The 15,828-nt window shown below is 52.7% G+C and carries 13 protein-coding genes and 2 pseudogenes; 4 read left to right on the top strand and 11 right to left on the bottom strand.

Annotation, left to right across the window (positions count from 1 at the left end):
• Window positions 1-74 precede the first annotated feature (74 nt).
• Window positions 75-1,202 carry an ISAs1 family transposase gene (locus tag DMB82_RS16740; protein WP_102119602.1) on the top strand — a complete coding sequence of 376 codons (1,128 nt, stop codon included), beginning with the start codon at window positions 75-77 and terminating at the stop codon, window positions 1,200-1,202.
• Between the two features lie 20 nt (window positions 1,203-1,222).
• On the opposite strand, the pseudogene DMB82_RS16735 reads toward DMB82_RS16740, so the two are convergent.
• Window positions 1,223-2,633, bottom strand: a pseudogene (locus DMB82_RS16735) (reverse transcriptase domain-containing protein); the annotation flags it as partial.
• A 619-nt stretch (window positions 2,634-3,252) separates the two neighbouring features.
• Window positions 3,253-3,810 (bottom strand): single-stranded DNA-binding protein SSB1, encoded by a 558-nt coding sequence (gene ssb1, locus DMB82_RS16730; protein ID WP_116155441.1) that lies wholly within the window; start codon window positions 3,808-3,810, stop codon window positions 3,253-3,255.
• 250 nt (window positions 3,811-4,060) lie between these two features.
• Between ssb1 and uvrA the strand changes: the two genes are divergently transcribed.
• Window positions 4,061-6,895: an excinuclease ABC subunit UvrA gene (gene uvrA, locus DMB82_RS16725; RefSeq protein WP_116165008.1), complete on the top strand. Its 2,835-nt coding sequence runs from the start codon at window positions 4,061-4,063 to the stop codon at window positions 6,893-6,895.
• A 16-nt stretch (window positions 6,896-6,911) separates the two neighbouring features.
• Window positions 6,912-7,331: a secondary thiamine-phosphate synthase enzyme YjbQ gene (locus tag DMB82_RS16720; protein WP_116155442.1), complete on the top strand. Its 420-nt coding sequence runs from the start codon at window positions 6,912-6,914 to the stop codon at window positions 7,329-7,331.
• Here DMB82_RS16720 and DMB82_RS16715 read toward each other — a convergent pair.
• Window positions 7,318-7,491 carry a hypothetical protein gene (locus tag DMB82_RS16715; RefSeq protein WP_167469190.1) on the bottom strand — a complete coding sequence of 58 codons (174 nt, stop codon included), beginning with the start codon at window positions 7,489-7,491 and terminating at the stop codon, window positions 7,318-7,320. The two genes, DMB82_RS16720 and DMB82_RS16715, sit on opposite strands and share 14 nt — an antisense overlap.
• Window positions 7,492-7,624: 133 nt before the next feature.
• On the opposite strand from DMB82_RS16715, the pseudogene DMB82_RS16710 reads away from it, so the two are divergent.
• Window positions 7,625-7,857: pseudogene (locus DMB82_RS16710) on the top strand (IS1 family transposase); the annotation flags it as partial.
• On the opposite strand, the gene DMB82_RS16705 reads toward DMB82_RS16710, so the two are convergent.
• From DMB82_RS16705 to DMB82_RS16670, 8 genes are all read right to left on the bottom strand, one after another.
• Window positions 7,852-8,349, bottom strand: coding sequence for a M48 family metallopeptidase (locus DMB82_RS16705; RefSeq protein ID WP_102117292.1), 498 nt, complete (start codon window positions 8,347-8,349; stop codon window positions 7,852-7,854). The pseudogene DMB82_RS16710 and the gene DMB82_RS16705 overlap by 6 nt on opposite strands.
• A gap of 168 nt (window positions 8,350-8,517) precedes the next feature.
• Window positions 8,518-9,711, bottom strand: coding sequence for an amino acid aminotransferase (locus tag DMB82_RS16700; protein WP_102117291.1), 1,194 nt, complete (start codon window positions 9,709-9,711; stop codon window positions 8,518-8,520).
• Between the two features lie 64 nt (window positions 9,712-9,775).
• Window positions 9,776-10,390 (bottom strand): YitT family protein, encoded by a 615-nt coding sequence (locus tag DMB82_RS16695; RefSeq protein WP_102117290.1) that lies wholly within the window; start codon window positions 10,388-10,390, stop codon window positions 9,776-9,778.
• Window positions 10,391-10,639: 249 nt separating this feature from the next.
• Window positions 10,640-11,119: an Lrp/AsnC family transcriptional regulator gene (locus tag DMB82_RS16690; protein ID WP_102117289.1), complete on the bottom strand. Its 480-nt coding sequence runs from the start codon at window positions 11,117-11,119 to the stop codon at window positions 10,640-10,642.
• A gap of 133 nt (window positions 11,120-11,252) precedes the next feature.
• Window positions 11,253-11,891 carry a hypothetical protein gene (locus tag DMB82_RS16685; RefSeq protein ID WP_102117288.1) on the bottom strand — a complete coding sequence of 213 codons (639 nt, stop codon included), beginning with the start codon at window positions 11,889-11,891 and terminating at the stop codon, window positions 11,253-11,255.
• Window positions 11,884-12,966, bottom strand: coding sequence for an alanine racemase (alr, locus tag DMB82_RS16680; RefSeq protein ID WP_116165010.1), 1,083 nt, complete (start codon window positions 12,964-12,966; stop codon window positions 11,884-11,886). The genes DMB82_RS16685 and alr overlap by 8 nt, the downstream gene beginning before the upstream one ends.
• A gap of 41 nt (window positions 12,967-13,007) precedes the next feature.
• Window positions 13,008-14,414 carry a replicative DNA helicase gene (dnaB, locus tag DMB82_RS16675; RefSeq protein WP_039490832.1) on the bottom strand — a complete coding sequence of 469 codons (1,407 nt, stop codon included), beginning with the start codon at window positions 14,412-14,414 and terminating at the stop codon, window positions 13,008-13,010.
• A 292-nt stretch (window positions 14,415-14,706) separates the two neighbouring features.
• Window positions 14,707-15,675: an IS110 family RNA-guided transposase gene (locus DMB82_RS16670; protein ID WP_102119603.1), complete on the bottom strand. Its 969-nt coding sequence runs from the start codon at window positions 15,673-15,675 to the stop codon at window positions 14,707-14,709.
• Window positions 15,676-15,828 lie beyond the last annotated feature (153 nt).

The raw sequence follows: 15,828 nt of genomic DNA, 5'->3' as shown, positions 1-15,828 counted from the left end.
TTTTGCACAATTCGACGTCAACATTGACCTGACGAGTCGACTATGATCTTATGCTCCTCTTTTGAGGAGTGACCATGAATTTAGATACCATCAAAGCGCATTTCAGTATCATCCGCGATGAACGACAAAGCGCAAAAGTGGATTACCCACTGTTTGATATTTTGTTTGCTTCAATCTGCGCAGTGATAGCGGGAGGCCAGGGCTGGACTGACATTCGTGAGTACGTTCTCGGCCATCATGACTGGTTCCTTAAACAGGGCTTATTTGAAAAAGGTGTGCCCGTTGATGATACCTTTGCTCGCCTAATTTCAAATATTGAGCCCGCTGAATTCCGCGATTGTTTTCTCGCCTGGATGAAAGCCGTGCACAAGTTAACCTGTGGTGAAGTCGTCGCTATTGATGGCAAGACTTTGCGCGGCTCTTATGACAGAGACGACAGGCAAAGCACCATCCATATGGTAAGTGCCTATGCCAGCGCCAACCAACTCGTATTGGGCCAGCTTAAAACTGATGCTAAAAGCAATGAAATCACCGCGATACCCGCGCTGATTCAGATGTTGGACTTGCGAGGTGCCATCGTGACAATTGATGCGATGGCCTGTCAGACCAAGATTGCCAAGGCGATTACGAGCAAAGGTGGCGACTACTTATTGGCAGTTAAGGGCAATCAAGGCAAGTTAGCGGCAGCGATACAGGCCGCTTTTACCCCACATCGGCGCGCGCCAATTGACAGGGGCATATCTCAAGTTGAGAAGCAGAAAAGCCGAGTGGAGGCACGCACTTACCATGTACTGGATGCCAGTGATATGGTTGGGGATTTCTCTGCCTGGCTCGGGCTAACCAGCATAGTCATGGTCGAAAGTTACCGCGCAGCAAAAGGCAAAGCGCCAGAGTTGGAGTACCGCTACTACATCAGTTCAGCCAAACTAACCCCAGAGCAGGCCGGAGATGCGATACGGGCCCATTGGGGTATCGAGTCCATGCATTGGATTTTAGATGTCAGTATGCGAGAGGATGCTTGCCAGATTTACCGAGAAAACGCCGCAGAAAACTTGGCAGGGTTAAGGCACATGGCGCTGAACATGCTCAGAGCCGAGCCAACGAAGATTAGCGTACCGATGAAACAAAAACGCTGCATGATGAAACCCGTGTTCTTGGAGCAAGTTCTTATGGCTGGATTAACGTCAATGGTTAAATGTTGATCACTCATGCGGACGCCCTGTGGTGCAAGGTTGTAGTAGTTTGCAAAACCGCGCATTTCCGCATTGTACTGACTAATAATTTCATAATCAGACAGATACATCATGATTGGTTTACTGAGACTACCACCATCCCCCATGTCGTAATTCCCATAGCCACGAAGAGAACAAAATTTGTGTATTCTGGCTCTCGGTACACCAAGGTGGACGTGTTCAGTATATAGTACGTTTTACACCGTATGTCTTACCGCCATCCGATCTATGTCCCACAACACATTTGACCCTTTTGTCTTCCCGTCTACAAATCACTTCATATCCAAGAAAAACAAAGCCTTGTTTAGGATCTACAACACTCGATTTCTCTTTCGAAACTTCAAGTTTTAACTCTGACTCAACAAATTCAGTAATGTCAGCCATTACCTGCATTGCTTCCTGCTTTGAACCAATGATCCCTATCAGGAAGTCGTCAGCATACCGAACGTATCGCATGCGTTTAAAGTCAGGGTCATTCATAAGAACGCTTGACGTACTCGCCATTTGCTCTTCGAACGTCTTCACCTCTTGCTTCCATCTTTCGATTTTCTGCTCATCAGCAGGGAAACCAGAGGCTCCGAAACCTTGTTTTATCCACTTAATGCGGTTGGTACGATTTTGTAGAGCCTTTTTGTACTCTGGGTTGGGTTTTCTTCGTCCCCCTTTGCTGAACTCTTTGATTTTAGTTTTCATAAACTCATCAAGTTCATGGAGAAAAACATTGGCTAGTATCGGGGAAATTATCCCGCCTTGCGGGGTTCCCGTGTGGGTGCCAAAATAACGCCATTCTTCCATGTAACCAGCCTTTAAGAACTTCCTAAGAAGCGCAAGAAAAGGTCGATCATCAATTCTCTTACTGAGAAATCTCAGCAGGAGGTCATGGTTAATGTTGTCGAAGTACCCCTTGATATCTACGTCACATACCCACTTGGTTCCTTTCCAACTGTCTCTAATTTCAGTCAGAGCGGTGTGGCAAGACCGCCTAGGTCGAAATCCATAACTCCAGTCACTGAAGATTGGTTCGTAGATTTCTTCCAAGATCATTCTCATGACCTCTTGTATCAGCTTGTCATCACCACTTGGTATTCCAAGAGGTCTTTTCTTACCATTCGGCTTCCGAGCATCTTTGGGTATGTGTGTGCGTCTGCAAGGTTTAGGAAAATAACTACCAGATTTTATGAGGTTGATTAGATGATTAATCCTTTCAATGCCCATTCCATCTAATGTGTTATCGTCTATCCCTTTCGTCATGGCTCCACGATTGGGATAGATGTTGGCGTAAGCCTGCATCCAGAGATCCTGATGACTACACATGATTTTGTGTAGTTTCTTGATCTTGCAACCTTGTTTACTTGCTTTACTAATACCACTTAGAGCTTTGAGTGTTCTGTCTGATAGCACTGACTATCGAACCTCGCTTCTATTAGTATCGCGTCTAACTGTCTCCCTTCCCCCTTACATTTGAATTTTCACATGGGTCACCCCATTGCTTATATCCAAGTTTCAGGTCGGATTAAAACCGACTGCTACCCCATTACAGGGCTACGTTGGGTACTACGGAGCCTCCGTCACCATATTGGTTGTTAAATTCAAACCAACTTAGGTGATCCCGCATTTCTCTGTAGTCAAGAGGCGTCCTACTTAGGTTTCACTTACGTCCAATTACCACTCTCACCGAGCAGGTGCCAATGTTGTCGGATATGATGACCTTCTAACCATAATCATCATAAACATTGGTATGACTCCTTAACTATCGTGAGTCAAAGATATCCCGAAACCCACTATGGACTATGATTCAACCAATCAGGTTTAACCATATAGGACTTGCAATGACTGGCGCAAAGTAGATAGTTTCCCCGCCACCAGCCTTTTCCTAACATGCTGCACTCCCCTCCCTCTTTCGAGGTTCAAGTCTATTACTAGACAAGGATAAGTTAGGCTTGCAATAGGCTTTCCAACAGCCTATACTTGCGACATGAAGTTGCCGTAAGCGATTGATTTACAAAGCTAAACGGCGCACTTAAAACGGAATGTCGTCGTCGAAATCCATTGGCGGTTCGTTGCTTTGCGCTGGAGCATTGCTTGTAGAGGAATGGTTCTGTGCTGGACGCTGTTGAGATTGCGCGCCGCCGCTGAACTGGTTGCCGCCCTGCGGCTGCTGAGGTTGGCCCCAACCGCCTTGTTGCTGACCGCCACCTGCGTTACCGCCTGCTGGTGCGCCGCCGCCCTGGCGTCCACCCAGCATCTGCATGGTGCCGCCGACGTTAACGACGACTTCGGTGGTGTAGCGCTCTACGCCAGCCTGATCGGCCCATTTACGGGTTTGCAGTGCGCCTTCGATGTAAACCTGAGAGCCTTTGCGCAGGTATTCGCCCGCGACTTCTGCCAGTTTGCCGAACAGCACGACACGGTGCCATTCGGTCTTCTCTTTCTGCTCACCGGTTTGCTTGTCACGCCAGCTTTCCGACGTAGCCAGCGTGATGTTGGCAACTGCACCACCATTCGGCATATAGCGGACTTCCGGGTCTTGACCCAGATTCCCGACAAGAATCACTTTATTAACGCCTCTGCTGGCCATGCTCGTCTCCTGATGAATCGGTAGATTTATTTTCTAAGTCTAAACGATCAATCTTACCATGTGGAAAACTCTCTGTCATACCTGCGAAATGGCTTCAGAAATGAAAGTAAAATTTGCAGCGTTTGCAAGGTAAACGGGTTTAATACTGGATATCCATTCAGCCTTGTTTGTGCCATAATTGCTCGTTTCGTACCGGTTCTCTCTCTTCGAGAGGCGATGACAAACCGTTTTTATTCCGGGAAGTGTGTGAATGGATAAGATCGAAGTTCGTGGTGCTCGTACCCATAATCTCAAGAATATCAACCTGATAATCCCTCGTGACAAGCTGATCGTAATCACCGGTTTGTCGGGGTCGGGTAAGTCATCGCTGGCGTTTGACACGCTGTATGCCGAAGGGCAGCGGCGCTATGTGGAATCCCTCTCCGCCTATGCCCGTCAGTTTTTGTCGCTGATGGAAAAACCGGACGTCGATCATATCGAAGGGCTGTCGCCCGCCATCTCTATCGAACAGAAATCCACCTCGCACAACCCGCGTTCTACGGTCGGGACGATTACCGAAATTCATGATTATCTGCGCCTGCTGTTTGCTCGCGTGGGTGAGCCGCGTTGCCCGGAGCACGATGTGCCGCTGGATGCACAAACGGTCAGCCAGATGGTGGACAACGTGCTGGCACAGCCGGAAGGCAAACGCCTGATGCTGCTGGCACCGATTGTGAAAGATCGCAAAGGCGAACACAGTAAGACGCTGGAAAATCTGGCGTCGCAGGGCTATATCCGCGCCCGTATCGACGGTGAAGTGTGCGATCTGTCCGATCCGCCGACGCTGGAATTACAGAAAAAGCACACCATTGAAGTCGTCGTCGATCGCTTTAAAGTGCGTGACGATCTGGCACAGCGGCTGGCGGAGTCATTCGAAACCGCGCTGGATCTGTCCGGTGGTAGCATCGTTGTTGCCGATATGGACGACCCAACCCAGCCTGAACTGTTGTTCTCGGCGAACTTTGCCTGTCCGGTGTGTGGCTACAGCATGCATGAGCTGGAACCGCGTATGTTCTCGTTCAACAACCCAGCGGGTGCCTGCCCAAGCTGTGATGGTCTGGGCGTGCAGCAGTTCTTCGATCCGTCCCGCGTGGTGCAAAATGCCGAGCTGTCGCTGGCTGGCGGCGCGATTCGCGGCTGGGACCGTCGCAACTTCTACTATTTTCAAATGCTGCGCTCATTGGCGGAGCACTACAAATTTGACGTCGATGCCCCGTTTGAAAGTCTGAGCGCTGCGGTGCAGAAAGTTATTCTTTACGGCTCCGGTAAAGAGAACGTCGAATTCAAATATATCAACGATCGCGGCGACACCTCCGTGCGTCGTCACCCGTTTGAAGGCGTGCTGCACAACATGGAGCGCCGTTATAAAGAGACGGAATCCACGGCGGTGCGCGAAGAGCTGGCAAAATTCATCAGCAACCGTTCCTGCGCCAGCTGCGGCGGAACGCGCCTGCGTGAAGAAGCGCGTAACGTGTTCGTCGAGCAGACGACGCTGCCGCAGATTTCCGATATGAGCATCGGCCATGCGATGACGTTCTTCCAGAATATGAAGCTCAGTGGGCAACGCGCCCAAATCGCCGAGAAAGTGCTGAAAGAGATTGGCGATCGACTCAAATTTTTGGTGAATGTCGGGCTGAACTATTTGTCGCTCTCCCGTTCGGCGGAAACGCTGTCCGGCGGCGAGGCGCAGCGCATTCGTCTGGCAAGCCAGATCGGTGCTGGCCTGGTTGGCGTGATGTACGTGCTGGATGAGCCATCTATCGGCTTGCACCAGCGTGACAACGAGCGCCTGCTGGAAACCCTGATTCACCTGCGCAATCTGGGCAATACCGTCATTGTGGTTGAGCATGATGAAGACGCAATTCGCGCCGCCGACCATGTGATTGATATCGGCCCCGGCGCGGGCGTGCACGGCGGGCAGATTGTCGCAGAAGGCACGATGGAAGAGATCATGGCGGTGCCAGATTCGCTGACGGGGCAGTTCCTCAGCGGTAAACGCAAGATTGAAATCCCGCAGCAGCGCGTGCCTGCGGATCCGACCAAAGTGCTGAAGCTGATTGGCGCGAAGGGTAACAACCTGAAAGACGTCACGCTGACGCTGCCGGTTGGGCTGTTTACCTGCATCACTGGGGTATCAGGATCGGGTAAATCGACCCTTATCAACGATACCTTGTTCCCACTGGCGCAGCGCCAACTGAACGGTGCCACGCTGGCAGAGCCTGCCGCGCACCGCGAGATTCAGGGACTGGAGCATTTCGACAAGGTGATCGATATCGATCAAAGCCCGATTGGCCGTACGCCGCGCTCCAATCCGGCAACCTACACCGGTATTTTCACGCCGATTCGTGAACTGTTTGCTGGCGTGCCGGAAGCCCGTACCCGTGGCTATAATCCTGGCCGTTTCAGTTTTAACGTGCGCGGTGGGCGCTGTGAAGCCTGTCAGGGCGACGGCGTGATTAAGGTCGAAATGCACTTCCTGCCGGATGTCTATGTGCCGTGTGACCAGTGCAAAGGCAAGCGCTATAACCGCGAAACGTTGGAGATTCAATACAAAGGCAAAGGCATCCATGAAGTGCTGGATATGACCATCGAAGAGGCGCGAGAGTTCTTTGATGCCATTCCGGCGCTGGCGCGGAAACTGCAAACGCTGATTGACGTCGGTCTGTCCTACATTCGTCTTGGGCAGTCAGCCACCACGCTGTCCGGCGGGGAAGCGCAGCGTGTAAAACTGTCTCGCGAGCTGTCGAAACGCGGCACCGGGCAGACGCTGTATATTCTCGACGAACCTACAACCGGCCTGCACTTTGCCGATATTCAGCAGCTTCTTACCGTTCTGCATCAGTTGCGCGATCAGGGCAATACCATCGTGGTGATTGAACACAATCTGGATGTGATTAAAACGGCAGACTGGATTGTCGATTTAGGGCCAGAAGGCGGCAGCGGCGGCGGAGAAATTCTGGTCTCCGGCACGCCGGAAACGGTGGCAGAGTGCGAAGCGTCTCACACTGCGCGTTTCCTGCGACCGATTCTGGCGCGTGAAGCCTGATAGCAGGAATAAGGCAATGTGGACGCAATATGAAATCCGCCTGAAGCCGAAAGCCAGAGGCTTCCATCTGGTGACCGACGAAATACTGGCGCAGGTTGTCGCATTGCGCCAGATAAAAGTCGGGTTGATGCAGGTATTCATCAAGCACACCTCGGCGGCGCTAACGATTAACGAGAATGCCGACCCTACGGTGCGGCAGGATTTCGAGAGCTTTTTTAATCGCTTAGTGCCGGAGGATGAACCGTATTACCGCCATACCTATGAAGGTAGCGACGACATGCCCGCGCACCTGAAAGGCAGCCTGCTCGGCAACAGCCTGACGATCCCCATCACCAACGGACGCCTGAACATCGGCACCTGGCAGGGTATCTACCTGTGCGAACACCGCAACCACGGCGGCAGCCGCTCGCTGGTTGTCACGCTCAATGGGGAATAACGCCACGAAATGCGTCGCGCCAGTGACGTATCCCGATAAAAAGCGAGCTGCCTGTACGGCAGTGAACGCGCTGTGCCTCGCGTATCAGAATCTGGCGCATTTCTAAGCTGCCGTACAGGCAGCTTAGAAAGTGGTAATGGCTTAAAAGCGTTATTTTCATAAGGTATTCTCTTTTGAGGTCACGCATTTATGCCAGCCACGATCAACGTTGCCTGCCGACATTGCCAGCAAACAGAACCCGTCCGTAAGTATGGTATAGGAAAGGCAGGATTTCCCCGATACTACTGTCAACAATATGGTTTTTCACCACCGATGATTGGGGGCGTTACGCACGAGAAACCGAGTCAGAAAAACACCTGACAGGTAAGCTATTCACGCAGAGAATTGAGCGGCATAACCTTCATTTACGAATTCATATTAAACGTCTGGCGAGGAAAACAACCTGCTTTTCACGCTCATTTGAAATACATGAAAAGTCATCGGTACTTATATTGAAAAACACCATTACAACGCATTTGCGTCATGACTCGTTTATTTCCCGCCAGTTCAGCCAGATTCGCATATCAAATTCCAACTGGTGATAATCAGGGTCCATATGGCAGCAGAGTTGATAGAAAGCCTTGTTGTGGTCTTTTTCTTTGAGGTGAGCGAGTTCGTGTATCACGATCATCCGCAGGAAATCTTCGGGCCCGTCACGGAATAGCGTCGCTATTCTGATTTCATTATTGGACTTTAATTTTCCGCCTTGCACGCGTGCCACAAAGGTATTGGTTCCCAGCGTCCCTTTGATCGGGTTCTGTTTATTGTCGTAAAGCACCTTTGATATCGCTGGAGCATTTTTTAGATAGCGCTGTTTCAGTTCGGCGACAAACTGATAGAGCGACTTGTCACTCTGGATCGGATGGCGATCAGGGTATTTTTTTTCCAGCCACGGGCCGAGTTTGCCTTGATCAAGGAGCGTTTGTACTTGGGCAATAATTGCTGGGGGATAGCCGTTCAGGTAGCGTAACTGGGTCATATTTTATTCGTTGGGATAAAGCATGGCGGATTTGTCGATGTGTTGCCGTCAGTCTGAGTGTAGAGAACAGATAGCACGACAGCGATAGTTAACCGAAAACACAGGCCACCGGGTTAAGCGAGTTCACTCATGTGAGTCGGTTAAGCCAGTGGCGTTGTCATTTACAATTTACTGGATCGCGGCGAAAGCAGCGGCGACGCGCTGGACGTTGCTGTGGTTCAGCCCCGCCATACACATACGTCCGCTGGCGATCAGGTACACGCCGAATTCTTCACGCAGACGATCAACCTGTTCTGAGCTGAAACCGGTGTAGCTGAACATGCCGCGCTGGGTGAGCAGGTAATCGAAGTTACGGTTCGGCAGCGCGTTTTTCAGTGCTGAAACCAGCTCCTGACGCATGCTCAGAATACGGGTGCGCATCTCTTCGACTTCCGCTTTCCAGTCAGCGTTCAACTGCGCGTCATTCAGGACTTTAGAAACGACCTGTGCGCCGAAATTCGGTGGGGAAGAGTAGTTGCGGCGGACGGTCGCTTTTAACTGACCCAGCACGCGCTGTGCGCTGTCGGCATCGTCGCACACCACGGAAAGGCCGCCGACGCGCTCGCTATACAGTGAGAAAATCTTGGAGAACGAGTTGGCGATGAGTGCCGGAACGCCCGCGCTGGCAACGGCGCGAATCGCATAGGCATCCTGCTCAATCCCGAGGCCAAAGCCCTGATAGGCGATGTCCATAAACGGAATCAGCTCACGTTGGATGATGAGCTCAATGACGCGATCCCACTGTTCGGTGGTGAGGTCAGAACCGGTCGGGTTGTGGCAGCATGGATGCAGCAGCACGATGCTGCGCGCTGGCAACGTTTGCAGCGTGGCGAGCATGGCGTCAAATTTCACGCCCAGGCTTTCGCCATCGAAATACGGATAGGTGTGAACGTTAAAGCCCGCCCCCTCGAAGATCGCAATATGGTTTTCCCATGTTGGATCGCTGACCCACACTTCTGAGTTCGGGAAGTAGCGTTTCAGGAAATCTGCACCGACTTTCAGTGCACCGGAACCGCCCAGCGTCTGGATGGTGGCGATGCGATCGGCTTTCAGCGCTGCGTGATTTTCACCAAACAGCAGGTGTTGGATCGCGGTACGGTAAGGCTGTAACCCTTCCATCGGCAGGTAAGAGCTTGCGCTCTGCGCCGGCTGTTTCAGGCTGCTTTCGGCCGCACTGACGGAGCGCAACTGCGGGATAATATTCTGCTCGTTGTAGTAGAGCCCGATACTCAAATTGATCTTATCCGCTCTTGGATCCTGTTTGAATTTTTCCATCAGAGACAGAATAGGATCTCCGGCATAGGTATCAACGTTTTGAAACACAGTGTAGCTCTCCTGAATGTGTCAATTTTTATGGGTACCGCAACCCCGACGATGATGGGAACAATCAGGCCGCGTAACGGCCGGGGCGATGGTTCATCGCGATAATCAGGTTCAGAATGGTTGCCCCCAGAATCGAAGCAATCAACATGGGTATGCTTACCACGAACAGCGAAGTCAGCACAATCACAACGTCAACGCCCATCTGGAGTTTTCCCGCTCGCAGGCCGTATTTGTCCTGAAGATACAGCGCCAGAATGTTCATGCCGCCGAGGCTGGCCTTATGGCGGAACAGCACTACGAAGCCGATTCCGGTGATGATATTGCCAAACAGCGTAGCGTAAAACGGGTTGAGCTGATCGAAATGAACGAACAGCGGGTGCAGGTCGGAAAACAACGAAACCAGCCCGACGGCGCAGAACGTTTTCACCGTGAATTCCCACCCCATGCGGCGCACAGCCAGATAATAGAAGGGCAGATTCAGCAGGAAAAACGCAACGCCAAAGGAGACGTTGGTCAGATAGTGGGTAAGGAACGCGATGCCCGCGGTGCCGCCGGTGAGGGCACCGGCCTGACGCAGCAGGATAACGCCAAACGATACCATCAGCGTGCCGATCAATATCGCCAGAATATCTTCCAGCAGCGTGTGTGATAGTTTTTGTGTGGGAATAACGTTATCCATGGTGAGCACTCAACAGATGGTCGTAAAACAGGTGCTTACCAAAGCAAGAATCGCACCAGATAGTGCTGTTTAGCGGCTGGTGTCTGCGTAATCTCGCCTGCGATAAGAGCAACGTATTGAATTATATGAATGAAAACAATGCGTGATTCATGCGTTTTTTATTATCTATTCGGCTGAATCGTGCATTTACATAGGTTTCGTTGCGTGAGGCATTCATTTTATGCACCAAATAGAGGCAGTTGCCCCAATTCAGGGCAACGCAAGCCGTTCTGGTATCACCAAACCGTTCTCTTTGAGGCGGTTCAATACCACTGAGGTTTTCAGGTGCGCGACGCTCTTGTTCTGCGACAGAATCTGGCTAATCAGGGTGCTGAGTCCTGGCAGATCGGCCACGGCGACTTTTAACAGATAATCGGCATCACCCGTGGTTTTATAGGCATCGATGATGGCATCCACTTCCCCCAGCATCTGGTGAAAGCGTTCAACGTATTCGCTGGTATGGTTGATCAACCGCACTTCAATTAACCCTAGGCATTCCAACCCGACTGCGTTCGGCGACAGGCGGGCATGGTAGCCGAGAATCAGCTGTGCCTGTTCTAGCGCGATGCGACGGCGGGAACACTGCGAGGCGGAAAGCCCAACCAGATCGCTCAGTTCCTGATTGGTCAGGCGGCCGTTGGTCTGTAGCAGCGTCAGGATTTTCAGATCGAAGTCATCAATGTGGTACATCGCGTTTCCTAAACAGTATCAGGCAGTCGGCCAAACAGACTACCAGCTTTTTAGGTCGCGTTGCCTATGAGTTTTTTATTGTTGATTTTCGGCGCGTTTAATTTTCTTAGCTGCCTGTACGGCGGTACATCCATCACTCAACAATAATCCGCTCGTCATTGTCTCCCAGACATACCGTTAACTGCTGACCGCTGGGGCTAAAAGCGCAGTAGGGGAGAGGTTCACGCAGGTAGAAATGCAGCGGGAGCGCGAAATAAAGCGCGATCAGCAGCAATGCAGCGACCGCTTTCGCATAGCTTGGACGTGGAGCGACTGGGTTGCGCCGCGCGTGTCGATATTTCACGATGCCGATGGCGGCCATGCCTGCGCCCACCAGCATGGAAACATACAGTTCGCCGGGCATCGGGGAAAGTATCAGCTCGTCGCTTTCATAATCCTGCCAATATTGAATGCGCCACAGTGCGCCGATACCGATTTGCACCAGCCCCGCGAGTACCCAGGCAACACGCCATCCTGAAAGCCGAAAGAGCGCCAGAAAGCAGAATCCCGACGCGGCGCAAGACCAATAGATGAGGTCGAACATCGCGCTAAACATGCCGCCAAACAGCGTGCCGCCGACGTCCGTCGGTTTCAGAGTATAGAAATTAATGAGGGCAAACAGCGTCAGGATAGCGGAGACGGCAAGCCAGCTTGCCGCATAGTAGATAACCCGTTTTAAGGTCGGCAAGCCATGAGCTTGCCGATAAAAACTAGTCAGTCCGTTTTTACTCACCGTCGACGTATTCCAACGCGGTGCGCTGGGTTAAGCGCGTGATCAGCTCGTAGGCGCTGGCGCCCGTATGCGCAGCAATGCGTTCAACCGGTAGCGTTGGCCCCCAAAGGATGACCTCATCGCCGACCTTGTCCTGCGCATCTGGCCCTAAATCCACCGTGATCATATCCATCGATACGCGGCCAGAAAGCGGTACTTCGCGGCCGTTGACGAGCACGGGCGTCCCGGCTGGGGCGCAGCGCGGATAGCCATCACCGTAGCCGACGGCGACCACACCCAGACGAGTATTGCGCGGGCTGATCCAGGTGCCGCCGTAACCGACCGCTTCGCCCGCGTTGTGTTCGCGTACCGCGATCAGGTGAGACGTAAAGGTCATGGCTGGCTGGAAGCCAAAATGCGCGGCGTCTTCGTTATCCAACGGTGACACGCCATAGAGAATGATGCCGGGACGAACGCGATCGCGGTGTGACTGCGGCCACAGCAGAATACCGCCGGAGGCCGCAATGGACTGTGCGCTGGGCTTACCCTGCGTAAAGGCATCGAAGCAGGCTAGCTGGCGTTCGGTGGTTCCCGCTTCGGGTTCATCGGCGCGGCAAAAGTGGCTCATGATATTGACTGGCTGTACCACGTTGCGGCATTCGGTCAGGCGTTGCCAGAATGCGTCGGCGTGTTCCGGCAGAACGCCAAGACGGTGCATACCGCTATCCAGTTTCATCCACACGGGGATCGGCTGTGGCAGCGTGGCCTGTTCCAGCGCGGCAAGCTGTTCAGGGCTGTGAACGGCGGTTTCTAACTGGTGCTCTACCAGAAGCGGGAGGTCGTCGGCGGAGAAAAAGCCTTCCAGCAGGACGATAGGCTTAGTGATGCCCGCGGCGCGCAGTGCCAGCGCTTCGGAGAGCCGCGCGACGCCGTAGCAGTCAGCGTCGGAAAAGGTATGGGCAGCGTCGATCATGCCGTGGCCGTAGGCATTGGCTTTCACGACGGCAACGACCTGACTGTCAGGCGCTAGCTGACGGATACGTTGCAGGTTGTGGCGCAAAGCACGCCGGTTAATGACGGCCGTTGCCGTTTTCATTCTTGTTCCTTAGTGCAGTGTTGTCATTGCTGAGCGCTGCGTTATTCATCGTCATATTGTGGGCCGGCATAGTTATCAAAGCGCGACCACTGCCCGTTAAAGGTCAAACGAACGGAACCAATCGGGCCGTTACGCTGTTTCCCCAGAATGATTTCAGCGATGCCTTTCAGGTCGCTGTTTTCGTGATAAACCTCATCACGATAGATAAACATAATCAAGTCGGCATCCTGCTCGATGGAGCCGGACTCACGCAGATCCGAGTTAACCGGGCGCTTATCGGCGCGCTGTTCCAGACTACGGTTAAGCTGCGACAGGGCGACAACAGGAACCTGCAATTCTTTTGCCAACGCTTTGAGCGAGCGGGAAATTTCTGCAATTTCCAGCGTACGGTTGTCGGACAATGACGGCACGCGCATTAATTGCAGGTAGTCGATCATGATCAGGCTCAGGCCATTATGTTCACGGAACACGCGGCGGGCGCGGGATCGCACGTCGGTCGGCGTCAGGCCAGAGGAGTCATCGATGTACATGTTGCGTTTTTCCAGCAGGATCCCCATGGTGCTGGAAATGCGCGCCCAGTCCTCGTCATCCAACTGGCCGGTACGGATTCGCGTCTGATCCACGCGAGACAGAGACGCGAGCATACGCATCATGATCTGCTCGCCGGGCATCTCCAGACTGAAGATCAGGACGGGCTTTTCCTGTGTCATCGCGGCATGTTCGCACAGGTTCATCGCAAAGGTGGTTTTCCCCATTGATGGACGGGCTGCCACGATGATCAGGTCGGATTTCTGCAAGCCAGCGGTTTTTTTGTTGAGGTCCTGATAGCCCGTGTCCACCCCCGTCACACCATCATGTGGTTTCTGGTAAAGCTGCTCGATACGGGAAACGGTATCTTCCAGAATGCGGTCGATACTTTTTGGGCCTTCATCTTTGCTGGCGCGGTTTTCGGCGATCTGGAAGACACGAGATTCCGCCAGATCGAGCAGATCTTCGCTGCTGCGCCCCTGCGGATCGTAGCCGGCATCGGCGATCTCATTGGCGACGGAGATCATCTCACGCACCACGGCGCGCTCGCGCACGATATCGGCGTAGGCACCGATGTTAGCGGCGCTCGGCGTGTTCTTTGCCAATTCAGCCAGATAGGCGAAGCCACCAGCGGATTCCAGTGAGCCTTGCAGTTCGAGCGATTCGGACAGCGTGATCAGGTCGATCGGCTTGCTCATTTCCAGCAGCCGATGCATTTCGGTGAAGATCAGACGGTGGGCACGGTTATAGAAATCGTTAGCAACAACACGCTCGGCGACATTATCCCAGCGTTCATTGTCGAGCATCAGGCCACCCAATACCGACTGCTCCGCTTCCAGCGAATGTGGCGGAAGTTTCAGACCTTCCATCTGGCGGTCGCGAGGTGCATTCGATTTATTGGTGGGTCTTTTCTCTGCCATAAAACGGGTTCTTTACCGGTTGATTTGCCATTGGATTAGGGGGCATTGTATATGCCACACGTCCGAAATAACACAATATACCCGTCATACTTCAAGTTGCATGTGCGTTGGCTTCGCTTAAATACTCGGCCCGTCGTGGGCCTCGCCCTGAAGGGCCGCTGCAAGCAGCGTTCAAATCTGCTCCCGGCAGATTTGTCGCCCGAATCACTTACTCAAGTAAGCTCATCGGGCTCCTTCGCTTGCCGCCTGCCTGAAACTCGAATTATTTAGCAACTGTCTTGAACACTATTTTTCATGAGGTAATCAGGTGAAAAGACGCATCCCATTCCTTACCCGTTTTGAGCATAGCGTTCAGAATAGTCAGAAGTTTGCGCATGCAGGCAACCAGCGCGACTTTTTTCGGTTTGCCCGCCGTCACGAGACGCGTATAAAACGCGTGAATCACCGGATTAAACCGAGTCGCGACCAACGTTGCCATATACAACACGCTACGGACGTGGGCCCTACCACCAAATATTGTCCGCTTGCCCCGCATTTTGCCAGAGTCCCGATTGAGGGGCGCGACGCCTGCCAGCGCACTAATCTCGCGGCGCGAGAGTTTTCCCAGTTCGGGTATCTCTGCCAGCAACGTAGCGGTGGTCGTGGTTCCGACGCCTTTGACGCTATTGAGTAAACCGGACAAGGCGCTGAAGTGAATCTGAACATGCCTGTTCATGTCGTGGTCTATGCGAGCCAGCTCGTGTTTCAGCGCATCAATAATCGTTTTTATGCTCTTACGAGCCTGAGGATGAGCCTGAGTAAGGCGGTTACGTTCAGCGACAAGCATGGTCACGAGTTGGCGTCGGCGAGTGACGAGAGCCGCCAGAGCCTGACGTTGAGGGTCTGGCAGCGGTTGAATAAAACGTTCGCGCTCAGGATGACGGTCGATGACCTCGGCCATCATAGCCAAGGCTTTGGCATCAATCGTGTCGGTTTTGGCGAGGTATCCCATGGCCCGCGCGAAGTCTCTGGCCTGACGTGGGTTGATAACCACGACCTCAAACCCAGCGGCTTGTAACGAACAAGCGAGTGGGGCTTCGAGGCCACCAGTAGCCTCCATGAGGATAAGGGAAACAGGATGTTTTGCCAGTTCAGCCAGAATAGCGTCAAAGCCATCGAGGTCATTCCTGGCGGAAAAGGGCGGCAATGCGGAACCGATAGCGACATCGAGGGAGGCTTTGGAAACATCAATGCCGATGTGAAGTAAATTTGGCAGACTCATTTTTACCCCTCCTTGCAAATACGAAATGAGGTCAAACAACTGTACGGGTTTCAGATGAGTGACGCGGTTCATGCGCAATGAGCTAAATAACGGGCTTAGAAACCCCAGGGTAAACCAGGCTACATGAACCGTGCCAAACCTACATTGTCAATA

This window comes from Pectobacterium aquaticum (genome assembly GCF_003382565.3).
GTDB lineage: Bacteria > Pseudomonadota > Gammaproteobacteria > Enterobacterales > Enterobacteriaceae > Pectobacterium > Pectobacterium aquaticum.
This window is presented reverse-complemented; position numbering and strand designations above follow the sequence as displayed.